Raw genomic sequence first — 22,597 nt, 5'->3', positions numbered from 1 at the left:
GGGATTTTCCCGCCCGATTTCTTTGCCTCTCTTTCTACGCCGGGAATCTGACCGTGACCACACTGGAAAATACCATCGGCAACACGCCGTTGATTAAGTTGCAGCGCCTGACGCCTGACAACGGCAGCGAAATCTGGTTAAAACTGGAAGGTAATAATCCGGCGGGATCGGTAAAAGATCGCGCAGCCTGGTCGATGATTCACCAGGCGGAACGGCGTGGAGAAATTAAACCGGGCGATACGTTGATTGAAGCCACCAGCGGCAATACCGGCATCGCGCTGGCGATGATTGCGGCGATGAAAGGCTATCGTCTGCGTTTGCTGATGCCGGATAACATGAGTCAGGAACGTCAGGATGCGATGCGGGCCTACGGAGCTGAGCTGGTGCTGGTAACGCGTGAGCAGGGCATGGAAGGGGCACGCGATTTGGCGCAGGAGATGGCGGCGCGCGGGGAGGGGAGGGTACTGGATCAGTTCAACAACCCGGATAATCCACTCGGCCACTACCTGACCACCGGCCCGGAAATCTGGCAGCAGAGTCAGCAACGGATGACGCATTTCGTCTCCAGCATGGGCACCACCGGCACCATTACCGGCGTGGGACGTTACCTGCGTGAGTTTGCTCCTGCGGTGAAAATCATTGGCTTACAACCGCAGGAAGGTAGCAGCATTCCCGGTATCCGCCGCTGGCCGAGTGCCTATCTGCCGGGGATTTTTCGCCCGGAATTGGTGGATGAAGTGATGGATATGTCCCAGCAGGAAGCCGAAGAAACCATGCGTGCGCTGGCGCGGCGCGAAGGTATTTTCTGCGGTGTCAGCTCCGGTGGGGCGGTGGCAGGCGCATTACGTGTTGCCGGCGCGCAACCGGGCAGTGTGGTGGTGGCGATTATTTGCGATCGCGGCGACCGTTATCTCTCCACCGGTGTTTTCCACTAAACTATCCTCTTGTAAAAATGCGTAGCGGCGCGATTTATCGCGCTCTTTTCCTGTGTTTTACATTCGCGCGATAAATCGCGTCGCTACGGAGTATCGTCACTGTAAGGATCGAGTAAAACCGGCTGCGCTCAGGACGAACTCAGGACAAAATAGCGGCAATTTTGTACGAGAGATAAAGATGAAAATTCTGCTTGTTGATGACGATTTAGAGCTTGGTACTATGCTGAGCCAATACCTGATTGCGGAAGGCTTTGATGCACAACTGGTTTTGACCGGAAGTGCCGGAGTTGAAGGTGCGCTTTCAGGCAATTACACCGCCATGATCCTCGATATCATGCTTCCGGATATGAGCGGAATTGATGTGTTGCGTCAGGTGCGCCAGAACAGCCGTTTGCCGGTAATCATGCTGACCGCCAAAGGCGACAATATCGATCGTGTCATCGGTCTGGAGATGGGGGCGGACGATTATGTGCCAAAACCTTGTTATCCGCGTGAGCTGGTAGCGCGTCTGCGTGCCGTGTTGCGTCGCTTTGAAGATCAGGCACCCCTGCCGGACAAAAAAGAAGTGCTGCGTTGGGGCGATTTAATCCTCAATCCTGCTACCCGAATTACCGAATGGCAGGGCAAGGCGTTTGATCTCACTGCCTCCGAATTTAACCTGCTCGATCTGCTGATGCGTGCGCCCGATCGCGTGGTATCGAAAGATGAGCTGTCGGAAAAAGGGCTGGGGCGTCCGCGTGAAGCCTACGATCGCAGCGTCGATGTGCATATCAGCAACATTCGCCAGAAACTGGCAGCGTTGACCGCTGACAGCGTCAATATCGAAACCGTGCGCAGTATTGGTTATCGCATTCGATGAAACATAGCTACCGTGGCCGGATGTTCTGGAAGATCCTGCTGGGCTTCTGGATTGTATTTGTCATTATCAGCCAGCTGCTGTGGCTTGGTTTTTCGCTTTCAGGTAACCGCCACGAACCGCCAGAAATCGTGGCAATTCGCCGTATCGTCAATTTGCAGATGGCATCGGCGGTCTCGGTGCTGGAGCGAGGCGGTCCAGGCGCGCTGGATGACATGATGGCCGACTGGGAACCGAATGATCGTCAGTTTTTCTCGGTTATCCAGCACAGCAAACCGAGCCCCACGGTGAATACCCCACCGGAAGGATTGCCGCCATCAGGTTTTAATGAGCCGTTCCACGGTCCTTTTCCCGATGTGATTGTGCGCTGGGTAAAAGGATCGGACGGTAAAGAGTACGAGCTGCGCTATGACGTCAAAGCGTTGCGGGAAGATAGCTCGATGGGTGTTGGCGGTCCGCGCCGCATCCTGAATATTCCGGAGCCGATGTTTACCTTTGCCGGTGCGCTTGGCTTGCTGTTCAGCCTGCTGCTGGCCTGGAACCTGACGCGTCCGATGCGTCAGTTACGCGAAGGTTTTGCCCGCGTGAGCAGTGGTGACCTGAGCGTGCGACTCTATCCGGTGATGCGTAAACGCCATGACGAGCTTTCCAGCGTTGCGCAGGATTTCGATGCGATGGTGGAGCGGCTGGATACGTTGGTGAAAGCACGTGAGGAGCTGCTGCATGATATCTCCCATGAGTTGCGTTCACCGCTAGCACGCTTACAGCTGGCAACCGGTCTGGCGCGTCAGACGCCGGAAAGCGTCGAATCCTCTTTGAATCGTATCGATGAAGAAGCACGTCGGCTGGATAAGATGATTGGCGAACTGCTGACGCTCTCACGCGCCGAGCACGAGAGTATGCCGGGCGAGCAGTACTTCGATCTGACAGGACTGCTGCATGCAATAGTGACGGATGTTCGTTACGAGGCACAAATTCCCGGGGTGAAGGTCGATTTTCAGGTCGATGAAAATGCGGATTACACCGTGCATGGCAACGCTGAGCTGATTCGTCGTGGGGTGGAGAATGTGCTGCGCAACGCGTTGCGTTTTTCCCTCAAGGGGCAGCATATTCAGGTGCGCTTGCAAGCGGAAAACCAGTGGCTGGCGATTCGTGTGCGCGATCAGGGGCCGGGTGTCGATGATGAAAAGCTTTCCAGCATTTTCGACCCCTTTGTACGCGTCAATTCGCCGTTGATGGGCAAGGGCTACGGTCTGGGGCTGTCGATTGTGCGTAAGGTGGTGCTGGCGCATCACGGTGAAGTCCAGGCGGTGAATCGCCCGGAAGGTGGGCTGGAACTGACGCTCAGGCTGCCACGTTGGAAACAGAACTAACTCCCTCGGAAACAAAAACGGCACCCATCAGGTGCCGTTTTACTATCCAGACTGCGAATTACTTCTTGATACGAATCACCGGGGTTTCGCCCACGGTTACCGGACCAGATAGTTTGATCAGGTCTTTGATCTCGTCCATGTTCGAGATCACCACCGGCGTCAGCGTGGATTTTGCTTTCTCTTCCAGCAGCGGCAGATCAAACTCGATCACCACGTCGCCTTTTTTCACTTTCTGGCCTTCTTCAGCGATACGTTTGAAGCCTTCACCTTTCAGTTCAACCGTGTCGATACCGAAGTGGACGAACAGCTCGATGCCGTTGTCAGACTCGATTGAAAATGCGTGGTTGGTTTCGAAAATTTTACCGATGGTGCCATCAACCGGCGCAACCATTTTGTTGCCGGTCGGTTTGATCGCAATACCGTCACCGACAATTTTCTCCGCGAATACCACATCTGGTACGTCTTCAATATTCACGATTTCGCCTGACAGAGGCGCTACAATTTCAATAGTCCCTGATGCGCTCTCTGTTTTATCGCCAAAAAGTTTAGAAAACAAACCCATGATCTTCTCCTAAGCAGTAATTTGGGGCCAGCGTCTCGCGGATCAGCAGAGTGTTTTTTCTTTGATGAACTTGTTCACCAGGTTCATCAAATCGTCTGCTGTGGGTTGAGCCAGAGCCTGCTCCGCCAATGCCTTCGCATCTTCAAAATTGGTATTACGGATAATTTTCTTGATGCTTGGGATTGAAATGGCACTCATGCTGAATTCGTCCAGCCCCATTCCCAGTAACAGTAGTGTAGCACGTTCATCACCAGCCAGCTCACCACACATGCCGGTCCATTTCCCTTCGGCATGTGATGCATCGATCACTTGCTTGATGAGGCCCAGAACCGAAGGCGACATTGGGTTATAGAGGTGAGAAATCAAATCATTACCACGATCGACCGCCAGAGTATACTGCGTCAGGTCGTTTGTCCCAATACTGAAGAAGTCGACTTCTTTCGCCAGATGACGAGCAATAACCGCTGAAGCGGGTGTTTCCACCATAATGCCCACTTCAATGGTCTCATCAAAGGCTTTGCCTTCTTCGCGCAGTTGCGCTTTCAGCGTTTCCAGTTCCGCTTTCAGGAAGCGAACTTCTTCCACCGAAATGATCATCGGGAACATAATACGCAGTTTGCCGAATTTCGAGGCACGTAGAATGGCACGCAGCTGGGCATGCAGAATTTCTTTGCGGTCCATCGCGATGCGGATGGCGCGCCAGCCGAGGAACGGGTTCTCTTCTTTCGGCAGGTTCATATACGGCAGATCTTTGTCACCGCCGATGTCCATGGTACGGACGATAACCGCCTGTGAACCCATCGCTTCAGCAACGGCTTTATAGGCCTGGAACTGTTCTTCTTCGGTGGGCAGTGAATCGCGGTCCATAAACAGGAACTCAGTACGATACAGGCCGACGCCTTCCGCACCGTTACGCTCTGCACCGGCCACGTCGCGTACCGTACCGATGTTGGCGCAAACTTCAACCTGATGACCATCCAGGGTGATAGCCGGCAGGTCTTTCAGTTTCGCCAGTTCATGTTTTTCTGACAGATATTGCGTCTGGATGGCTTTCAGCTCTTCCAGTACGTCTGGCGTCGGGTTGACATAAACTTTGTTGTTTACGCCATCCAGAATCAGAAAATCACCGTTGTTAACGGTAGCAGTCACGTTACCTGTACCAACAATTGCTGGCAGCTCGAGCGAACGCGCCATGATGGAGGTGTGTGAGGTACGACCACCGAGATCGGTAATAAAGCCCAGCACCTTTTTCAGGTTCAGCTGTGCGGTTTCTGACGGCGTCAAATCTTTCGCCACCAGAATGGATTCGTCCTGAATTGCACTGAGATCGACGATGTGCAGGCCGAGGATGTTTTGCAGCAGGCGTTTACCGATATCACGCACGTCAGCGGCGCGTTCTTTCAGATATTCGTCGTCCAGCTCTTCCAGGGCTTTCGCCTGACCATCAATAACCGAGTGGGCCGCAGCGTCAGCAGTCGCGTGATCTTTTTTGATCAGGTCGATGATTTCCTGCTCCAGCTCTTCGTCTTCCAGCAGCATGATGTGACCTTCAAAGATCGCCGCTTTCTCTTCACCGAAGGTTTCACCGGCTTTAACTCTGATGGCTTCGAGCTGGATAGCAGCCTTGCTGCGTCCGTCGAGGAAGCGTTGTACTTCCTGCTCAACCTGATCGTCAGAAATTTTTTTACGGTTGATGACGATCTCATCTTCCTTTAGCAGCAATGCTTTGCCGAAGGCGATACCCGGTGATGCTAAAATGCCTGAAATCATAACCCTACCTTTTAATCACGATGGCTCGTTGACCCAATGCATTGCCATTGTCGCGGATAAGTCAATCTACGGAAGCAATAACGCGGACAAGTTGTCCGCGATCAAGATGTTTGCACTCAATGGGGCAAAGGAGTCGGTTTAGTCACAAACTGAGCGGATTACTCCAGCTCAGCCATCAGTTTCACCAGGTGTTCAACCGCTTGCTGCTCATCTTCACCTTCGGCAGACAGCGTAACAACCGTACCCTGAGTCAGACCCAGTGTCTGCAGTTTGAACAGGCTTTTCGCGCTGGCAGATTTGCCATTCGAGGTCACAGTGATTTCTGACTGGAAAGCCTTGGCTTCTTTAACGAACTGAGCTGCAGGACGAGTGTGGAGGCCGTTAGGTGCGGTAATGGTAACTTCTTGCTGGAACATTCTATTTCCCCAACTTTATCAGGTTTGGTGTTATGGATCTAAAGTCTAGCCTGGAGCCGTAACTTTAGCCTGTGTAGGTGCACTGGATGGCATCACGCTAACCAAAAAAATGCGCATGCGATGTAAGCGTCACATCCAGCGGAAGGATCAAAAGCAGAGATGATCGCTCCATCTGCTCATTATGCCGTGATTCGCCGTATCGCCAAATCAGTAAATCGATTCAGCTTGATCCACTTCAAAGCCTGATTAATTTCAGGCATCGAAATAATTGGTTGCTTAAATACCAGACCCACGTCACTGAAAGCAATCTGCCAGGTGGTAAAAGTGAGATCTGAGCCACAAAAAAGCACCCATTTGGGTGCTTTTTTCGTCATTTCAGACTTTGACCGGTCACTGTTGCAGCTCTTTTTCGGTGAACAGATCGGCAAACAGCGCGGTACTCAGATAACGCTCGCCAGAAGAGGGGAGTATCACCACGATGTTCTTATTGGCGAAGGCTTCATCTTCCTGCAACTTCAGCGCAGCGGCTACCGCAGCCCCTGAGGAGATACCGGCAAGAATACCTTCCTCTTCCATCAGACGACGTGCGGTGCTGATCGCTTCGTCATTGGTGATGGCGACCACCCGGTCAATCAACTTCAGATCGAGGTTGCCCGGAATGAAACCGGCACCGATACCCTGAATTTTGTGTGGGCCGGGTTTGATCTCTTCACCTGCCAGCGCCTGCGCGATAACCGGGGAGTCGGTCGGCTCTACCGCGACCGAAATCAGGTCTTTCTTGCCTTTGGTATTTTTGATGTAACGGCTCACACCCGTCAGCGTACCGCCGGTGCCGACACCCGCAATGAATACGTCGACAGCACCATCGGTATCTTCCCAGATTTCCGGGCCGGTGGTTTTTTCGTGGATTTCCGGGTTAGCGGGGTTACTGAACTGCTGGAGCAGCACGTATTTGTCCGGGTCGCTGGCAACAATCTCTTCTGCTTTGGCGATGGCACCTTTCATACCTTTCGCGCCTTCGGTCAGCACCAGATTCGCGCCCAGTGCCTTCAGCAGCTTACGACGTTCAATCGACATCGTTTCCGGCATCGTCAGCGTCAGCTTGTAACCACGCGCCGCAGCCACATAAGCCAGAGCGATACCGGTGTTGCCGCTGGTCGGTTCCACCAGTTCTACGCCAGGTTTTAGGATGCCGCGTTTTTCTGCGTCCCAAATCATATTGGCACCGATACGGCATTTGACGCTGAAGCTCGGGTTACGGGACTCGACCTTCGCCAGAATGCGGCCGTTACCGATGCGGTTCAGTCGAACCAGCGGCGTATGACCAATTGTCAGCGAGTTGTCTTCATAGATCTTACTCATAGCTCGTCCTTAACTGTATGAAATATTGGGAACCCTCAGAGCATACCTTTTCTGCCCGTGTGCGGAAGGAAAGAAATCGTATATCTATATAGCCCATGACCATAAGCCCCATGCAAAAATGCATAAGGCTTTTTGATGGATTAATGACGGCCATTTTGCTGGCGATAGCGATCAACCCACATGGCGGTGGCACCACATACGGCGACTGGCATAATCGCCAGATTCAGAATCGGAATCATGGTAAACAGGCTGACCAGTGCGCCAAATTGCATATTGGCGCTTTTATGGCGACGTAACGCATTGCGCATCTGTTGAAAACTCACTTTGTGGTTATCAAACGGGTAATCACAATATTGGATTGAGAGCATCCAGGCGCTGAACAAAAACCATAGAATCGGCGCCACCGTCTGCCCAAACCCCGGAATAAAGTAGAGCAACAACAACCCCAGGGCGCGGGGCAAGTAGTAGCCCAGCTTCTGCATCTCACGCTTCATGATGCGTGGGATATCTTTAAACATGGCAACCCAGCCGCTATCAGGCAGCGGTTTACCCGTCAAACGTCCCTCCAGTTGTTCGGCCAGCAGGCCGCAAAAAGGCGCGGCAATTAAGTTGGCGATAGTGGAAAAAAAGTAGCTGAATACCAGCACAATCGAAATCACTGACAGTGGCCAGAGCAGGTAGCTCAGCCATTGCAGCCAGTCGGGAATATGGGCCATTAACTGCGGTATCCATTGCCCCAGGCGGTGGAATAACCAAATAAAGGCTCCACCCAGCAGCACGATATTGACCAGCAATGGGATGATGACATAACGGCGAATGCCGGGCAGACGTACCAGCTTCCATCCCTCGGCGAAGTAATGAATACCATTTAAAGTTGAGACTGAATTCTCAGCGGGCATAACGAGCCTTTCTCCAATGTGTACGGGCGCGAACATCATAACCTGGCTTTTTATCGGCAACAGGGTCGCTTTGCACGAAAAATCAGCAAAAAAGCGTGGGGGAGCTATCTTATTTGTCAGAAAATACTGCGCAGACTTGCACTTGTGTAGCTGGGCAAATACAGTTAGAGGGTAAAGTTTGCCGTGGTGGCAAGGTATTGGAACAACAGAGAATACAATGATGCAGGATTTGCGTCTGATATTAATCGTTGTTGGCGCGATCGCCATAATAGCGCTGCTACTTCACGGACTGTGGACCAGCCGTAAAGAGCGCTCCTCCGTGTTTCGCGATCGCCCGCACAAACGTCTGAAACAACGCGAAGAAGCGGATGATGATCTGCTGAGCGACGATGATGAAGGCGTCGGCGAAGTACGTGTTCGTCGCGATACGCATGATGAACCGGAACTGGGTGGCTACGCAGAGAAGCCCGCGCGTGCGCCTGAGCCTGTTCGTCAGCCTGCACCGCGTCAGGAACCTTCCGTTGCGCGCGATCCGCTGTTCGATGCGGAGCCAGAAGTGCGCCAGCAACCTGTAGCACCGGTTGCCCCTGTAGCACCGGTTGCCCCTGTAGCACCGGTTGCCCCTGTGGTAAAACCCGTCGCACAGCCGCAACCGATTCAGTCTGACCCGTTGCTGGACCAGGAACCGCTGGTTGTCGCGCAACAACCAGAGCCGGAAGAAAATACGCCGGTTGCTCATGACGAACAGCCGCAGCCAGCCGCTGCAGGTAGCAAGAAAGAAGCGGTGCTGGTGCTGCACGTTGCGGCCCATGCAGGCGGTGTGCTGAATGGCGAAGCGTTGTTGCAGGGGATTCTGCAGGCAGGCTTCCAGTTCGGCGAAATGAATATTTTCCATCGTCATCTCAGCCCGGCCGGTAGTGGCCCGGTGTTGTTTAGTCTGGCGAATATGGTAAAACCCGGCTCGTTCAACCCGGACGAAATGGGTGATTTCAGCACGCCAGGCGTGTCCATCTTTATGATGGTGCCGTCGTACGGCGATGCAAATCAGAACTTTAAACTGATGCTGCAATCCGCACAGCGTATCGCTGATGATGTCGGCGGTGTGGTGTTGGATGATGAGCGTCGTATGATGACGCCGCAAAAGTTGGAAACTTATAAAGCACGTATTCGCGAGATTATCGGCTGATAACCTACGTTGGCGTCAAAAATCTCTACTTATAACCCCCGCCTGTCGGGGGTTTTTTATCGGATGAGGCACTATGAAATCGGTTCAGGAGCAGATCACCGCGCTGCGCACCACGTTACGTCACCACGAATATCTCTACCATGTGATGGATACGCCGGAAATCCCGGATGCAGAGTATGACCGACTCATGGCGCAACTGCGTGACCTCGAAAGCGCGCACCCCGAGCTGGTGACACCGGATTCACCAACGCAACGTGTTGGTGCCGCACCATTGGCCGCCTTTGAACAGGTACGCCACGAAGTTCCCATGCTGTCGCTGGATAACACCTTCGATGAAGCGGGTTTCCTTGCCTTTAACAAACGCGTTCAGGATCGTCTGAAAAGTAGCGATGATCTGACGTACTGCTGTGAACTCAAGCTGGATGGTCTCGCGGTCAGCCTGTTGTATGAAGATGGCCTGCTGGTCAGCGCCGCTACACGTGGCGACGGCACCACCGGGGAAAACATCACCACCAATGTGCGCACTATCCACGCCATCCCGCTGCGTCTGCATGGCGACATTATCCCGGCCCGTGTCGAAGTCCGTGGCGAAGTATTTATGACGGAAACTGGCTTTGAAAAGCTGAATGAAGAAGCACGTCGTACTGGCGCGAAAGTCTTCGCAAACCCACGTAATGCCGCAGCCGGTTCGCTGCGCCAGCTCGATCCACGCATCACTGCGAAGCGTCCGCTGACCTTCTTCTGCTACGGTGTTGGCCTGCTGGAAGGCGGTGAGATGCCTGCCAGCCACCTCGGGCGTCTGCAACAATTTAAAGCCTGGGGTTTACCGGTGAGCGACCGCATCCGCCTGGCCAATAATGCCGATGAGGTGCTGGCGTTTTATCGCCAGGTTGAACAGGATCGTCCGACGCTGGGGTTTGATATCGATGGCGTGGTGATCAAGGTTGATTCACTGGCCTTGCAGGAACAGCTGGGTTTTGTTGCCCGTGCACCGCGCTGGGCTGTTGCCTTCAAATTCCCGGCGCAGGAGCAGATGACCGTGGTGCGCGACGTGGAGTTTCAGGTGGGGCGTACCGGAGCTATCACGCCGGTGGCCCGTCTGGAGCCGGTGCAGGTGGCCGGTGTGGTGGTCAGCAACGCCACGCTACATAACGCCGATGAAATTGCCCGCCTGGGACTGCGCATTGGTGACAAAGTGGTGATTCGACGCGCAGGCGATGTGATCCCGCAAGTGGTGAACGTGGTGGAATCGGAACGCCCGGAAGACACGCGTGAAATCGTGTTCCCCAGCCATTGCCCGGTTTGCGGTTCTGATGTGGAGCGTGTGGAAGGCGAAGCGGTGACGCGCTGTACCGGTGGCCTGATTTGTGGCGCGCAACGTAAAGAGGCGCTCAAGCATTTTGTCTCGCGCCGCGCGCTGGATGTTGAGGGGATGGGCGACAAAATCATCGATCAACTGGTGGAAAAGGAATACGTCAAAACCCCCGCTGATCTGTTCCGCCTTACCGCCGGCAAGTTGACCGGATTGGATCGTATGGGGCCAAAATCGGCGCAGAATGTGGTTGATGCGCTGGAGAAAGCCAAATTCACCACGCTACCGCGTTTCCTCTATGCGCTAGGCATTCGTGAGGTGGGGGAAGCCACAGCGGCTAACCTTGCCAATCATTTCGGTGAGCTGGAAAAAGTGATGGATGCCGATCTGGATGCGCTGATAGCGGTGCAGGATGTCGGCAAAGTGGTCGCCAGCCACGTGCGCAATTTTATGGATGAAGAGAGCAACCGTGAAGTGATCCGCGAACTGACTGGGGAAATGGGTGTGCACTGGCCACAGGTTGAGGTGGTGAATGCGGCGGAGATCGATAGCCCGTTTGCCGGAAAAACCGTGGTATTAACCGGTTCGCTGTCGCAGATGAACCGTGATGATGCCAAAGCCCGTCTGACGGCACTCGGTGCTAAAGTCAGCGGCAGCGTATCGAAGAAAACTGACTTGTTGATTGCCGGAGAAGCCGCGGGTTCTAAGTTGGCGAAAGCGCAGGAACTGGGCATTGCGGTGATTGACGAAGCAGAGATGATTCGCCTGCTCGGAGCCTGAGATGGAAAAGCAGCAGCTGATTGAGATCGCCAATACGCCGATGCCGTTTGGTAAATACAAAGGCCGGGTGCTCATTGATTTGCCGGAGGAGTATCTGCTGTGGTTTGCCCGCAGCGGTGAGTTTCCCGCCGGGAAGCTGGGTGAGCTGATGCAGCTCACCCTGGCGATCAAGATTGAAGGGTTGCAAGGCCTGGTAAAGCCGCTGCAACGTACATGATCGATGTTGCGGCGCGATAAATCGCGTCGCTACGACTTCTGTACTTCAACCTGTTGCTGCTTCGCTAACCGTTTCGCGTTACTGGTTTTGTAGCGCTGGGCAATGAAGGAACACACCATCAACTGCACCTGATGGAAGATCATCAGCGGTAGTACGATAATCCCCACGCTGCTGGCCGGGAACAGGATATTCGCCATCGGCACGCCGTTGGCCAGGCTCTTTTTCGAACCGCAGAACAACACCGTAATTTCATCAGCGCGTGAAAAACCAAACAGTCGCGATGCGCCGAGGTTGATCAGCAGTACTATCACCAGCAGCAGCAGGCTACCAGCCAGAATCCACAGCAGCGTATCTACGCCGACGCGGTGCCAGATGCCGTTCACTACCGCCTCACTAAAGGCGGAATAAACCACCAGCAGAATCGAGGTCTGGTCCGTCTTACCGATCAAGCTGCGATGTTTCTCCACCCAGCCACCAATCCAGCGGCGCGAGATGTGGCCGAGCACAAAAGGCACCAGCAACTGCAACATGATTTTGCCAATCTGCTCCAGCCCATTGCTCGGGGCATCGCTGTGTACATTCATCACCAGATTGACCAGCAACGGTGAAACAAACACGCCAAGCAGGCTGGAGGCGGAAGCGCTACACACCGCCGCCGCGACGTTGCCACCAGCCATCGAGGTAAAGGCAATCGCCGATTGTACGGTGGCGGGCAGAATGCACAGATAAATAAAGCCGGTATAGATTTCAGTACCCACATCCACCGGATGCCACCACACCAGCAGCAGGCCGAGGATCGGGAACAGCACAAAAGTACTGCACATAATCCATAAATGCAGTCGCCAGTGGCTACTACCGGCGATGATTTTCTCACGCGACAATTTGGCGCCGTGCATAAAGAACAGCAGGGCGATGGCTGCGGTAGTCAGCCATTCAAAGAAATCGACAAACCCGCCTTTGGCCGGTAAGAAGCTGGCCAGCAGCACGGTGATGATGAGTTTGACCATCATCGGGTCGAGGCGTAAAAATCCCATTGTTACAATCCGGTTAATTAAAATACGTTGTTGCCAATTGTGCGCCAACCAGGTTTAGAAATAAAATTGATTTATTGCATTAATCTATGAGTGATATCGATGAATTACACGCTACGTCAGTTGCGTACCTTTGTTGCCGTGGCAAAGCACGGCAGCTTCAGCCTTGCCGGGCAGGTCATTGGTCTGAGCCAGTCGGCGGTCAGCCACAGCATTAAAGAACTGGAAGCGGAAATGGGGGTGCGTTTGCTGGACCGCACCACACGGGAAGTGTTGCTGACTGGGGCAGGTCAGCAGCTGGCAACACGACTGGAGCATTTGCTGGAAGAGCTGAACAGTACGGTGCTGGATGTGCGCAGCTACGGTGAGCAGCGCAGTGGTACGGTGCGGGTGGCGGCCAGTCAGACCCCCTCTGCACATCTGATGCCGCAATGTCTCGCCAGTAGTCAACAACGCTACCCTGATATTCGTGTGATTTTGCATGATCGTGCACAACAATGGGTGCTGCAAAGCGTGCGCAATGCGGAGGTGGACTTCGGCATCATTATCGGGCCATTACGCGATAGTGATTTTGATTACCAAACCATTATGGATGAACCCTTTTTGCTGTTGTGTCGGGAAGATGATGCGTTGGCGCAGGAGGTTCAGCCGCAGTGGTCAATGCTGAATGGGCGCACCATGGTGCTGCAGGATTATGCCTCGGGCAGTCGTCTGTTGATTGATGCCGCGCTGCATCAGCAAGGTGTTGTGGTCAACGTGATACAGGAGATTGGGCATCCGGCGACGCTGTATCCGATGGTTGAAGCGGGGATTGGCATTAGCATTCTCCCGGCGCTGGCGTTGCCATTGCCTGCGGGGCGCAAACTGACGGTGCGACGTCTTTACCCGGAAATAAACCGCAGCCTGATGCTGATTAAACGCCGAAATCGATCATTGACGCCCGCCGCGGAGGCGATTTGGCAGGAAGTGCGTCAGCAGGCAGCGCTACTGACGCAACAACGATCTCTCAAACCGGCGTTTTAAACGTAAACGTTGATCTGATTGGTATCAGTAGGGCGGTTGATACCATCCGCTTTGGTTGCGGTGGTGCTGGTTTCCTGCTTTTGCTGCTGTTCCTGCTGCTGTTGCGCTTTCTCAGCCGCCTGCTGCTCGATTTGCGCAATCTGCGATTCAATCATCTGAATCTGCGACTCCAGCAACTGCTCCTGTTCAGATTTTTGTTCATCGGTGAGGGTGTCATCGCTGGACAGATCTTTAAGCTCCTTGGTCAGGCTCTGAATTTGTTTATTCAGACTGGCGATTTGCGACGTACTGCCGCTACTGCTGCTGGCACTACTGGTACTGCTGGATACACTTGAAATGGTACTCATGGTTTTCTCCTTGCAATAGTTCACAGTCGTTATCGGCAAGGGGATAAAATCACATGAGGACACAAAACGTTAAAGTTGTGAAAGGAATTTGCAAAGCAGGGGATAATGTAGCGCGCATAGCAAAAAGGCGCCTTTAGGGCGCCTTTCTACATTGGTGGGTCGTGCAGGATTCGAACCTGCGACCAATTGATTAAAAGTCAACTGCTCTACCAACTGAGCTAACGACCCGAAGTGGTGGGTGATGACGGGCTCGAACCGCCGACCCCCTCCTTGTAAGGGAGATGCTCTACCAACTGAGCTAATCACCCACTTCGGTACTGCTTAACAAGAGCGTCATCTGACTAAGATATGGTGGGTGATGACGGGCTCGAACCGCCGACCCCCTCCTTGTAAGGGAGATGCTCTACCAACTGAGCTAATCACCCATATCTTATCTCTTGTTCACTGCGGGCCACCTTAAGAGTGGTGGGTGATGACGGGCTCGAACCGCCGACCCCCTCCTTGTAAGGGAGATGCTCTACCAACTGAGCTAATCACCCCCGCTGTGTGGAGTCGCATTATAGGGATCCTTCGAAGTGAGTCAACGCTTTTTAAAACATAAATGTGCGTTCGCTTTAAAATTAAACATCTCGCGGCGCTTTTAGCCAATGTGCTGGTTTTATTAGCAGAAAAACCACTATCAATCGTGACCTGAGCCGCGACAATCATTGAGGAATCATGGTCAGCTGCTAGAATATGCGCACTGTTTTTTCGCGTTAACCTGTTTTTTGTCATCCAGACAACGAACCTCCGCGCATTTAAGGCAATGCTGAATGAAAATCAAAACTCGCTTCGCACCCAGCCCCACTGGCTATCTGCATGTGGGCGGTGCTCGTACTGCTCTTTACTCCTGGCTTTATGCTCGCCATAACAAGGGCGAATTTGTTCTGCGTATCGAAGATACCGATCTGGAGCGATCCACACCGGAAGCCATCGAAGCCATTATGGATGGCATGAACTGGCTGAGCCTCGACTGGAACGAAGGCCCGTACTACCAGACTAAACGTTTTGATCGCTATAACGCGGTGATCGACGAAATGCTGGAAGCGGGTACTGCCTATAAATGTTATTGCTCGAAAGAGCGTCTGGAAGCGTTGCGTGAAGAGCAGATGGCGAAGGGCGAAAAGCCGCGTTATGACGGTCGTTGCCGTGACAGCCATGAGCATCATGCCGCTGATGAACCTTGCGTGGTGCGTTTCCGTAATCCGCAAGATGGCTCGGTGATTTTTGATGACCAGATTCGTGGTCCGATTGAATTCAGCAACCAGGAGCTGGATGACCTGATCATTCGCCGTACCGATGGTTCACCGACCTACAATTTCTGTGTGGTGGTGGACGACTGGGATATGGGCATCACCCACGTGATTCGCGGTGAGGACCATATCAACAACACGCCGCGTCAGATCAACATCCTGAAAGCGATTGGTGCGGAAGTGCCGACTTATGCCCACGTCTCGATGATCCTCGGTGATGACGGCAAAAAACTCTCCAAGCGCCATGGTGCGGTGGGTGTGATGCAGTATCGTGATGACGGCTACCTGCCGGAGGCGCTGCTTAACTACCTGGTGCGCCTGGGATGGTCACATGGCGATCAGGAAATTTTCAGCGTGGCGGAAATGACCGAGCTGTTTACCCTCGATGCGGTCAGCAAATCAGCCAGCGCCTTTAATACGGAAAAATTGCAGTGGCTAAACCATCACTACATTAATACGCTGCCACCGGAATATGTCGCCACCCAACTGCAATGGCACATTGAACAGCAGAAGATTGATACCCGTACTGGCCCGGAACTGGCGAAGCTGGTCACGTTGCTGGGTGAACGTTGCAAAACGCTGGTAGAGATTGCCGCTTCCTGCCGTTACTTCTATGAAGAGTTCGAAGCGTTTGATGCCGACGCCGCGAAGAAGCACCTTCGTCCGGTCGCGCGTCAGCCGCTGGAAGTGGTGCGTGACAAACTGGCCGCCATCAGCGACAGCGACTGGACCGCTGAGAACGTGCACCACGCCATTCAAAGCGCAGCTGATGAGCTGGAGTTGGGGATGGGGAAAGTTGGCATGCCGCTGCGTGTCGCTGTGACCGGTGCCGGGCAGTCACCTGCACTGGATGTGACAGTACAGGCCATTGGCCGCAGCCGCAGCGTGGCACGCATTGAAAAAGCGCTGGCATTTATTGCTGAGCGTGAAGCCCAGGCGTAAACCCTGACGAGTGAAAAAAAGCCGGAAGCTGTGCTCCCGGCTTTTTTATTTTTCCTGAATTCCCAGTCGTTGCAATACGCCTCTAATTCCCTCCCGCAGCAGAAGTGCCACCAGTTTTTCCTGTTCGGCGGTCGTCATTTGCTGGATAGAATTTATTAATAACGCAGGTAACGTATTTTGCTGTGTACCGTAATGAGCTGCCGGTTCATTCGCGTGGCGGGTGGATTGGATAAAGCTTTTAACGCGTTCATCAATGTGGATCAAACGTGCCTTACCGCCCTGTACACCGGGTTTCGGCGTGGTTGTCCAGTTTTCGCGTTTAATCCATTTGTTAACAGTCTGGCGACTGTATCCGGTTTCCAGCGCGAGCTCTTCGGGTGTTAGCCATTCCTTTTTCACGACGCTTTCCCTGTTAAATACATTAGATCTACATATTACAACAAAACGTTACAGGTGAAAGTAACCACGATGGAAAATGCCTTTTGCCTGCGGGCAAAAGGCACCATTCGATTAACGAGCTTCGGAGGTTGCAGCCATTGCCGGACGGAAGGCGATAAAGTAGGTCAGACCGACAAAAATTGCGCCGCCAACGCCGTTACCAAGGAACACGGCGACAAAATTCGGCAGGTACTCGGCCCAGCTCAACTGTCCGGCGAAAATTGCCGCCGGAACGATAAACATATTCGCCACCACGTGCTGGAAACCAATCGCTACAAACGCCATCACCGGGAACCACATGCCGAAAATTTTGCCCACCACATCTTTACTGGCGAACGCCAGCCATACCGCCAGACATACCAGCCAGTTACAGCCAATGCCGGAGATAAACGCATGCAGGAAATCGGCGTTCACTTTCGCCGTGGCGATGGCGACAGTTTTTTTCAGGTAATCACCTTCGGTCATGCCCAGCATATGACCAAAGAACCACGCCACGGCAATACTGCCGAGGAAGTTGGCGATTGTGACCCAGAACCAGTTGCGCAGCACACTGAAGCCACTGATACGACGGGCGAACCAGGCAATCGGCATGGTCATCATATTACCGGTCAGCAGCTCACCGCCTGCCAGCACAGTCAGAATCAGACCGACCGGGAATACGGCCGCACCCAGCAGTCCACCGAAGGAACCCCAATCGGCTGGCAGTTGGTTAATGACATGCAGATCAAGCAGAAAGCCGGTCGCAATAAATGCGCCCGCCATAAAGCCAAGAATCAATAAGGTAGATACGGGCGCCTGGCTTTTAACCACGCCAGACTGAATCGCCAGTTGGGCGATCTCTTTAGGTGTATGCAGTGACATAAATTCGCATTCTTATTAATAACAAGGGAAGGGATGTGCTGGCCGATCAATAGAGGGAAAACCCCCTGGTCGATGACCGGTTAATTAGCGTGCGAAGTTTTACACCGACCATTAACAAAAAACAAGCCTTCTTACGATAGCAATTAACGATGGTTTAACCAGATAGCATCAGAAAACGGGGGGTGATGCTGAAAAAAAAGCCACAGCGACACGGGTTTGCCGCCTTTTTCAGCGATTGAACACAGAACGGAAATTTGACGTTGACACCCAGGAAGGGGTTGCATATTATGCCGTCCGTCGAGGTAACTCGGCGGTTTTTTCGGTTAGGGGCTATAGCTCAGCTGGGAGAGCGCTTGCATGGCATGCAAGAGGTCAGCGGTTCGATCCCGCTTAGCTCCACCAAACTTCTTCCCAAAAGTTTGGCACTGAAAAAACGATTCCAGATGTGGGGGTATAGCTCAGCTGGGAGAGCGCTTGCATGGCATGCAAGAGGTCAGCGGTTCGATCCCGCTTATCTCCACCATTTCTCCGTTCGTTCCGAACAAGTTTTCAAAAATCATTGTATTGCGTTATACGCTGTCGCGTATTAAAAAAACAGCGCGATAAATCGCGCCGCTACACCCATCAGGCCTTCAGTACCCTGAACCCATGTGTCCCATCACGATCCAGTTGCGCCACCAGACCGTATTCCCAGTCGAGATAGGCCTGCATCACCGCAGGTTCAATATCGGTGCCTTCATACGGGCGGCGATAGCGATCAATCGCCGGTGACAGCAACCGCTGCTCCCCTTGCTCAGTTGGCAGACCTGCCGCACGCCAGGCGGTGTTGCCGCCCTCCAGTACGTACACCGGTTTTCCGGTTACTTCTGCTACCTGTTGCACCGCATATCCCGCCAGCAGACTGCTGCCGCAGGTCAGCACATATTGCTGCGCCTCAGGCAGTACGGCGTCGCCCTGTTGTTGCAGGGTTGAGCGCAGCAGCCAGGCAGCACCGGGAATATGGCTGTAGAGGTGATTCGCGCGGGTGGTGAAATCCAGCACCTGAGTTTTCCCCTCAGCCAACAGGCTGGCAAGCTGTGTTGGCGAAACAAATTCTGGTGGCGAGATTGATGGCACCTGTGCCTGCCAGTTGCCCGTTGCACTGAAATCACTGGACTGCAATCCCTCCAGTACTGCGACTTGCCAGCCGAGTTGGGCTAGCCAAGACGCGGTCATATTGGCACGTACGCCATCGTCGTCGATCAACACGATGCGTGCGCCCCGCACGCTGGCATAATGATCGGTTTCCTGCACCAGTTGGCCGCCTGGTACAGGTCGGCTGCCGGGGATATGCCCTGCGACATATTCCTGCGCATCTCGAACATCAAACAGATAAGTGGTGCGTTTCTCCTGCTGCAAGCCTTGCAGTGTGTCGAGCGTGATGCGCTCCACACCGGCGCGATCCGCCAGTTCACGCGCTTTTGCCGCCGCCTGGCGTTGGGCGGTTTCGCTGGCGGTGCCATAACGTCGCTCCTGTCCCTTTTCCAGTGGATGGCCCGCCAGCGTCCAGCCGATGGTGCCATTACGTAGCGCATACACCGGATTACGGACACCGGCATTCACCAGTGACTGCGTGCCGATGATGCTGCGGGTACGGCCTGCACAATTGACGATCACCGTGGTCTCCGGTGAGGGGGCGAGATCGCGTACCCGTAACACCAGCTCACCACCGGGTACGCTGGTGGCGTGCGGGATGCTCATAGTCTGGTACTCATCAAAGCGGCGTGCGTCCAACACCACCACGTCGTGGTCACCGTTCAGGAGACCGTGCACTTCATCGGCGGAAAGCGAAGGCGTCTGGTTATGGTGTTCCACCAGTTCGCCGAAGGCTTTACTGGGTGAGTTAACGTCAATAAACAACTCACCGCCAGCGGCCTGCCAGCCCGGCAGATCACCCGCCAGCAGCGCGACATTGTCGTAACCCAGCGCGCTTATACGTTCCGCTGCCGCTTGCGCCAGTCCTTCCCCGTTATCGTATAAGGTAATGGCGGTATCACGCTGTGGGATGCGATCCAGCCACTCCAGTTCCAGTTTGGATAATGGGATGTTCACCGCAAACAACGGGTGTCCAGTGGCATACAGCGCTTCATCGCGCACATCGACCAGCGCCACTTCCTGCTGCTGGCGCAGTGCAGTCAAAATGTCGGTTGCCTGGCGTAACGGAAAAACCGGTTTAGTCATGTGAAAGATCCCATATGTTTGGTAAATAACGGTTGCTGTAACCGGAGATAAACACTTTTTCGCTGCCGTCTTCGCGCCAGACCGCACGCTTGACCGCGCCGATGTTGCCGCCATAGACGTGGATACTGATGGATACGCGATCATCAAACGCGTTGCTGACACGATGGATATCGCCCACCGTAGGGGATACGGCTTCCACGCTGCCTGGCTCAAGGCGTACCGGCTGGCCTTCGGGTTGTAACCCGTTTGGCCCGGGTTGCCATGACTGGGAAATCTCCGCGCCACGCAGCATGCCAATCAAACCCCAGACACGATGATCATGAATCGGCGTCTGTTGCCCCGCCCCCCAGACAAAGCTCACCACCGAGAAGCGCTGCTGCGCATCGGCATACAACAAATATTGTTGATAATGCTGGGGATGCGGTTGGGTAAACGCTTCATCCAGCCAGTCGTCATGGCGGATTAACTCCCCCAACCAGGCGCTGCCGCGATGCAAAATGGTTTGTTCATCGGGCTGACTGTCGAGCAGTTGCGCCAGATTACCGACAAAAGTGCGTAACCGCTGGTGCTGAAGTTCACTCATGATTTATCCCCCTGAACACGCTTTGCCACCTGGTTAGCTCCGGCTGCGAGGCTGAAATCAAAGGCTTTGCTGACATCGACCTGTTTTGGCAGAACCTGGTAGCGATGAAAAAAATCTGCTGATTTTTGCAACGTGCCAATCAGGCTGGCATCAAATACCAACGGACGGATGCGTGCGTCGGCGATCCAACTGGCGGTAATGGTGGTGGGCATATTGAGGGTTTTTCCCAACACTTCGGCGAACTCAACGGGATGCTGCTGCGCCCAGACCTGCGCTTTGGCTAAGCGCACCAGCAAATCGGCGATGGCTTTGCGTTTTTCCGGGTTACTCAGTGCTTCATCACGCGCCAGCGCATAGGAGTAGCCCGACATAATGCCTTTGCCGCCACCCTGTGGCACGCGCACCGTGCCATCGACGGCGGTAGAAGTGGCGATATAAGGTTCCCATGGTGCCCAGGCGGCTACCGCCCCTGAGGTTAACGCGGCACGACCGTCCACCGGGCCGAGGAAGCGTAGCGTCACGTCGCTGGGCTTAAGACCCGCGCGCTCCAGCAGGCCGAGGATCAGATAGTGACCCCAGCCGCCGCGATTCACCGCAATCTGCTTACCTTTCAAATCTTGTAAGCTGTGCACCCCGGCATTGGGACGAGTGAGCAGGGCGATGCTGTCGGGATTGTTCTGCCACGCACCCACCGCTTTAACCGGTGCGCCAGCGGCATAGACAAACAGGAACGGCAGATCGCCGGTAAAACCGACATCCAGCGCCCCGGCGTTCAGCGCTTCCTGCACTGGCGCACCGGAGTCAAACGCCGTGAGTTTGAGATCATAAGGCAGGTTGTTCAGCTCGCCAGACGCCTTGAGTGCAGCAAAGCGGTCACCCTTCACATCACCGAGACGTAATGTGACTTTCTCCGCGGCAAACAGCGGATTAAGCGCTAGCGCCAGCGTCAAACCGGCAAATACAGTAGCCAGCCGCATCAGGCGCTCCTTTTTTCCTGGCGATCCAGTGCCGCCACTTTTTCGCGCGTCAGTGGCAGCAACTCGCGGCCATATTCCACGGCATCATTGAGCGGATCGAAACCGCGAATCAGTACGTTATGGATGCCGAGGCGGTAGTAATCCAGCAGCGCGTCAGACACTTGCTCGGGCGTGCCAACCAGGGCGGTGGAGTTGTAGCCGCCCTGTACCAGTTTGGCGACACCAGTCCACAGCACCTTATCGTGGCGATCCCCTTGATTGGCGGCAGCCAGCAGACGCTGCGCGCCGACGCTCTGCGGTTTTGGCAAGCCGAAGGTATAACCGCTTTCCGCCAGCTGTTTTCCTGCCGTTTCGCGAATATATTCGGCGCGTTCCCAGGCCTCTTTTTCGGTTTTACCAAGGATAGGCCGGAAGGAGATATTGAAATCGATTTCCCGTCCCTGTTTTGCCGCGGCGGCGCGGACATTACGCACGGTCTCTTCCGCACCTTTCAACGGCTCGCCCCACAGGGCAAAAACATCGGCATGGCGTGCAGCGACATCAATCGCTTCTGCTGACGAACCACCAAAATAAATCGGCAGCTTTTTCTGTAACGGTTTAATCGCGGAGAACGCCTGTTCGGCTTGATAGAACGTTCCCTTATGATCATAGGGCTGTGTGGATTCCAGACTCTGCTTCAACACCGTCAGAAACTCATCGGTACGCGCATATCGTTCGGCTTTATTGTGGAAATCACCATCGCGGCGTTGTTCGCTATCGCTGCCGCCACTGATGATGTGCACGGCGAGGCGACCATCGGTGAGGTGATCGAGCGAAGCCAGTTTGCGCGCAGCCAGGGTCGGTGCGACAAAACCTGGACGGTGCGCCAGCAGGAATTTCAGTGTCGAGGTATGGGCTGCGGCTTGTGCGGTGACGAGAAAACCGTCCGGTTGATCAGACCAGTAGCCGACCAGGATGCGGTCAAACCCGGCGTCTTCATGGGCGCGGGCGAAGCGGGCGATGTAGTCTTTATCAAATAACGGGCCGCTGGCGGGAATGATTTCTGAGGCGAGGCGGTGGCCAATCATGCCAAGAAACTGAATGCTCATAGTGTTCTCCTGATGTGAGGTGATGGAGAAAAGCTACGGGCGCAGGCGGTGGCAACGGAAATTCAATATTGTGCAAAGGTTTTGCGTTTCGCGGTGAAGCAGGGAAGGGCGCGGAGAAACCTGTGAA

Annotated in this window: 21 protein-coding genes and 6 tRNA genes; 10 read left to right on the top strand and 17 right to left on the bottom strand. The window is 54.2% G+C overall.

The genetic code is table 11. From position 1 onward, the window contains the following. Nucleotides 1-53: 53 nt before the first annotated feature. The 3 genes from cysM to AC6I8W_RS15095 all read left to right on the top strand — a co-directional run bounded on the left by cysM (nucleotide 54) and on the right by AC6I8W_RS15095 (nucleotide 3,164). Nucleotides 54-935 (top strand): cysteine synthase CysM, encoded by an 882-nt coding sequence (gene cysM / locus AC6I8W_RS15105; RefSeq protein WP_497835667.1) that lies wholly within the window; start codon nucleotides 54-56, stop codon nucleotides 933-935. Nucleotides 936-1,113: 178 nt separating this feature from the next. Next, nucleotides 1,114-1,794: a response regulator transcription factor gene (locus tag AC6I8W_RS15100; RefSeq protein ID WP_497835666.1), complete on the top strand. Its 681-nt coding sequence runs from the start codon at nucleotides 1,114-1,116 to the stop codon at nucleotides 1,792-1,794. Further along, complete coding sequence (locus tag AC6I8W_RS15095) at nucleotides 1,791-3,164, top strand: ATP-binding protein (protein WP_497835665.1); 1,374 nt, start codon at nucleotides 1,791-1,793, stop codon at nucleotides 3,162-3,164. Before AC6I8W_RS15100 ends, AC6I8W_RS15095 begins: the two co-directional genes overlap by 4 nt. A gap of 58 nt (nucleotides 3,165-3,222) precedes the next feature. On the opposite strand, the gene crr is transcribed toward AC6I8W_RS15095, so the two are convergent. From crr to cysZ, 5 genes are all read right to left on the bottom strand, one after another. Continuing rightward, nucleotides 3,223-3,726, bottom strand: a complete 504-nt coding sequence (crr, locus tag AC6I8W_RS15090) for a PTS glucose transporter subunit IIA (protein WP_013509993.1) — start codon at nucleotides 3,724-3,726, stop codon at nucleotides 3,223-3,225. Between the two features lie 42 nt (nucleotides 3,727-3,768). After that, nucleotides 3,769-5,496: a phosphoenolpyruvate-protein phosphotransferase PtsI gene (gene ptsI, locus AC6I8W_RS15085; protein WP_497835664.1), complete on the bottom strand. Its 1,728-nt coding sequence runs from the start codon at nucleotides 5,494-5,496 to the stop codon at nucleotides 3,769-3,771. A 158-nt stretch (nucleotides 5,497-5,654) separates the two neighbouring features. Next, nucleotides 5,655-5,912 (bottom strand): phosphocarrier protein Hpr, encoded by a 258-nt coding sequence (gene ptsH / locus AC6I8W_RS15080; RefSeq protein WP_007889063.1) that lies wholly within the window; start codon nucleotides 5,910-5,912, stop codon nucleotides 5,655-5,657. 390 nt (nucleotides 5,913-6,302) lie between these two features. Further along, the gene (gene cysK / locus AC6I8W_RS15075) at nucleotides 6,303-7,274 is read right to left on the bottom strand and encodes a cysteine synthase A (protein ID WP_013509991.1); all 972 of its coding nucleotides are present in this window, start codon (nucleotides 7,272-7,274) and stop codon (nucleotides 6,303-6,305) included. Nucleotides 7,275-7,414: 140 nt separating this feature from the next. After that, entirely contained in the window at nucleotides 7,415-8,173 is a 759-nt protein-coding gene (cysZ, locus tag AC6I8W_RS15070; RefSeq protein ID WP_497835663.1) for a sulfate transporter CysZ, read from the bottom strand. 217 nt (nucleotides 8,174-8,390) lie between these two features. On the opposite strand from cysZ, the gene zipA reads away from it, so the two are divergent. The 3 genes from zipA to AC6I8W_RS15055 all read left to right on the top strand — a co-directional run bounded on the left by zipA (nucleotide 8,391) and on the right by AC6I8W_RS15055 (nucleotide 11,668). Continuing rightward, a complete protein-coding gene (gene zipA / locus AC6I8W_RS15065; protein WP_497835662.1) occupies nucleotides 8,391-9,359 on the top strand; it encodes a cell division protein ZipA in 969 nt (322 codons plus the stop codon). A gap of 73 nt (nucleotides 9,360-9,432) precedes the next feature. Beyond that, nucleotides 9,433-11,451, top strand: coding sequence for an NAD-dependent DNA ligase LigA (gene ligA, locus AC6I8W_RS15060; RefSeq protein WP_497835661.1), 2,019 nt, complete (start codon nucleotides 9,433-9,435; stop codon nucleotides 11,449-11,451). 1 nt (nucleotide 11,452) lies between these two features. Beyond that, nucleotides 11,453-11,668, top strand: coding sequence for a DUF3820 family protein (locus AC6I8W_RS15055; RefSeq protein ID WP_497835660.1), 216 nt, complete (start codon nucleotides 11,453-11,455; stop codon nucleotides 11,666-11,668). 29 nt (nucleotides 11,669-11,697) lie between these two features. Here AC6I8W_RS15055 and AC6I8W_RS15050 read toward each other — a convergent pair whose 3' ends face one another. Then, the gene (locus AC6I8W_RS15050) at nucleotides 11,698-12,702 is read right to left on the bottom strand and encodes a bile acid:sodium symporter family protein (protein WP_497835659.1); all 1,005 of its coding nucleotides are present in this window, start codon (nucleotides 12,700-12,702) and stop codon (nucleotides 11,698-11,700) included. A gap of 99 nt (nucleotides 12,703-12,801) precedes the next feature. Between AC6I8W_RS15050 and AC6I8W_RS15045 the strand changes: the two genes are divergently transcribed. Beyond that, nucleotides 12,802-13,722: a LysR family transcriptional regulator gene (locus AC6I8W_RS15045; RefSeq protein ID WP_497835658.1), complete on the top strand. Its 921-nt coding sequence runs from the start codon at nucleotides 12,802-12,804 to the stop codon at nucleotides 13,720-13,722. On the opposite strand, the gene AC6I8W_RS15040 is transcribed toward AC6I8W_RS15045, so the two are convergent. From AC6I8W_RS15040 to AC6I8W_RS15020, 5 genes are all read right to left on the bottom strand, one after another. Then, the gene (locus AC6I8W_RS15040) at nucleotides 13,719-14,069 is read right to left on the bottom strand and encodes a FlxA-like family protein (RefSeq protein WP_497835657.1); all 351 of its coding nucleotides are present in this window, start codon (nucleotides 14,067-14,069) and stop codon (nucleotides 13,719-13,721) included. The two genes, AC6I8W_RS15045 and AC6I8W_RS15040, sit on opposite strands and share 4 nt — an antisense overlap. Before the next feature lie 152 nt (nucleotides 14,070-14,221). Further along, nucleotides 14,222-14,297 (bottom strand) — tRNA-Lys (locus AC6I8W_RS15035). 4 nt (nucleotides 14,298-14,301) lie between these two features. Beyond that, nucleotides 14,302-14,377, bottom strand: a tRNA-Val gene (locus tag AC6I8W_RS15030). 41 nt (nucleotides 14,378-14,418) lie between these two features. Further along, a tRNA-Val gene (locus tag AC6I8W_RS15025) sits at nucleotides 14,419-14,494 on the bottom strand. 38 nt (nucleotides 14,495-14,532) lie between these two features. Next, nucleotides 14,533-14,608, bottom strand: a tRNA-Val gene (locus AC6I8W_RS15020). A 273-nt stretch (nucleotides 14,609-14,881) separates the two neighbouring features. On the opposite strand from AC6I8W_RS15020, the gene gltX reads away from it, so the two are divergent. Beyond that, entirely contained in the window at nucleotides 14,882-16,303 is a 1,422-nt protein-coding gene (gene gltX, locus AC6I8W_RS15015; RefSeq protein WP_497835656.1) for a glutamate--tRNA ligase, read from the top strand. A gap of 45 nt (nucleotides 16,304-16,348) precedes the next feature. Here gltX and AC6I8W_RS15010 read toward each other — a convergent pair whose 3' ends face one another. Continuing rightward, entirely contained in the window at nucleotides 16,349-16,702 is a 354-nt protein-coding gene (locus AC6I8W_RS15010) for a YfeC-like transcriptional regulator (protein ID WP_497835655.1), read from the bottom strand. A gap of 111 nt (nucleotides 16,703-16,813) precedes the next feature. Then, complete coding sequence (locus AC6I8W_RS15005) at nucleotides 16,814-17,602, bottom strand: formate/nitrite transporter family protein (RefSeq protein WP_480364784.1); 789 nt, start codon at nucleotides 17,600-17,602, stop codon at nucleotides 16,814-16,816. 326 nt (nucleotides 17,603-17,928) lie between these two features. Between AC6I8W_RS15005 and AC6I8W_RS15000 the strand changes: the two genes are divergently transcribed. Beyond that, nucleotides 17,929-18,004 (top strand) — tRNA-Ala (locus AC6I8W_RS15000). Nucleotides 18,005-18,049: 45 nt separating this feature from the next. Then, a tRNA-Ala gene (locus AC6I8W_RS14995) sits at nucleotides 18,050-18,125 on the top strand. 101 nt (nucleotides 18,126-18,226) lie between these two features. Here the strand turns inward: AC6I8W_RS14995 and AC6I8W_RS14990 are convergent. Genes AC6I8W_RS14990 through AC6I8W_RS14975 form a run of 4 tightly spaced genes read right to left on the bottom strand, consistent with a single transcriptional unit; the run spans nucleotide 18,227 to nucleotide 22,470 of the window. After that, entirely contained in the window at nucleotides 18,227-19,822 is a 1,596-nt protein-coding gene (locus AC6I8W_RS14990) for a rhodanese homology domain-containing protein (protein ID WP_497835654.1), read from the bottom strand. After that, nucleotides 19,815-20,405, bottom strand: coding sequence for a cysteine dioxygenase family protein (locus AC6I8W_RS14985; RefSeq protein WP_497835653.1), 591 nt, complete (start codon nucleotides 20,403-20,405; stop codon nucleotides 19,815-19,817). Before AC6I8W_RS14985 ends, AC6I8W_RS14990 begins: the two co-directional genes overlap by 8 nt. Then, the gene (locus AC6I8W_RS14980) at nucleotides 20,402-21,382 is read right to left on the bottom strand and encodes an ABC transporter substrate-binding protein (RefSeq protein ID WP_497835652.1); all 981 of its coding nucleotides are present in this window, start codon (nucleotides 21,380-21,382) and stop codon (nucleotides 20,402-20,404) included. The genes AC6I8W_RS14985 and AC6I8W_RS14980 overlap by 4 nt, the downstream gene beginning before the upstream one ends. Continuing rightward, nucleotides 21,382-22,470 (bottom strand): LLM class flavin-dependent oxidoreductase, encoded by a 1,089-nt coding sequence (locus tag AC6I8W_RS14975; protein WP_497835651.1) that lies wholly within the window; start codon nucleotides 22,468-22,470, stop codon nucleotides 21,382-21,384. The genes AC6I8W_RS14980 and AC6I8W_RS14975 overlap by 1 nt, the downstream gene beginning before the upstream one ends. Nucleotides 22,471-22,597: the final 127 nt, after the last annotated feature.

The sequence above is a fragment of the Pantoea sp. X-Soil-TKNS-1211 genome (assembly GCF_059730495.1).
Note: the sequence above shows the minus strand (reverse complement) of the source record. Positions and strands in the feature narration are given on the sequence as shown.

Coding starts and splice junctions, on each gene's coding strand:
- AC6I8W_RS15100 (WP_497835666.1), top strand. CDS start 1,114: ATGAAAATTCTGCTTGTTGATGACGATTTAGAGCTTGGTACTATGCTG.
- AC6I8W_RS15095 (WP_497835665.1), top strand. CDS start 1,791: ATGAAACATAGCTACCGTGGCCGGATGTTCTGGAAGATCCTGCTGGGC.
- crr (WP_013509993.1), bottom strand. CDS start 3,726: ATGGGTTTGTTTTCTAAACTTTTTGGCGATAAAACAGAGAGCGCATCA.
- ptsI (WP_497835664.1), bottom strand. CDS start 5,496: ATGATTTCAGGCATTTTAGCATCACCGGGTATCGCCTTCGGCAAAGCA.
- ptsH (WP_007889063.1), bottom strand. CDS start 5,912: ATGTTCCAGCAAGAAGTTACCATTACCGCACCTAACGGCCTCCACACT.
- cysK (WP_013509991.1), bottom strand. CDS start 7,274: ATGAGTAAGATCTATGAAGACAACTCGCTGACAATTGGTCATACGCCG.
- cysZ (WP_497835663.1), bottom strand. CDS start 8,173: ATGCCCGCTGAGAATTCAGTCTCAACTTTAAATGGTATTCATTACTTC.
- zipA (WP_497835662.1), top strand. CDS start 8,391: ATGATGCAGGATTTGCGTCTGATATTAATCGTTGTTGGCGCGATCGCC.
- ligA (WP_497835661.1), top strand. CDS start 9,433: ATGAAATCGGTTCAGGAGCAGATCACCGCGCTGCGCACCACGTTACGT.
- AC6I8W_RS15055 (WP_497835660.1), top strand. CDS start 11,453: ATGGAAAAGCAGCAGCTGATTGAGATCGCCAATACGCCGATGCCGTTT.
- AC6I8W_RS15050 (WP_497835659.1), bottom strand. CDS start 12,702: ATGGGATTTTTACGCCTCGACCCGATGATGGTCAAACTCATCATCACC.
- AC6I8W_RS15045 (WP_497835658.1), top strand. CDS start 12,802: ATGAATTACACGCTACGTCAGTTGCGTACCTTTGTTGCCGTGGCAAAG.
- AC6I8W_RS15040 (WP_497835657.1), bottom strand. CDS start 14,069: ATGAGTACCATTTCAAGTGTATCCAGCAGTACCAGTAGTGCCAGCAGC.
- gltX (WP_497835656.1), top strand. CDS start 14,882: ATGAAAATCAAAACTCGCTTCGCACCCAGCCCCACTGGCTATCTGCAT.
- AC6I8W_RS15005 (WP_480364784.1), bottom strand. CDS start 17,602: ATGTCACTGCATACACCTAAAGAGATCGCCCAACTGGCGATTCAGTCT.
- AC6I8W_RS14990 (WP_497835654.1), bottom strand. CDS start 19,822: ATGACTAAACCGGTTTTTCCGTTACGCCAGGCAACCGACATTTTGACT.
- AC6I8W_RS14985 (WP_497835653.1), bottom strand. CDS start 20,405: ATGAGTGAACTTCAGCACCAGCGGTTACGCACTTTTGTCGGTAATCTG.
- AC6I8W_RS14980 (WP_497835652.1), bottom strand. CDS start 21,382: ATGCGGCTGGCTACTGTATTTGCCGGTTTGACGCTGGCGCTAGCGCTT.
- AC6I8W_RS14975 (WP_497835651.1), bottom strand. CDS start 22,470: ATGAGCATTCAGTTTCTTGGCATGATTGGCCACCGCCTCGCCTCAGAA.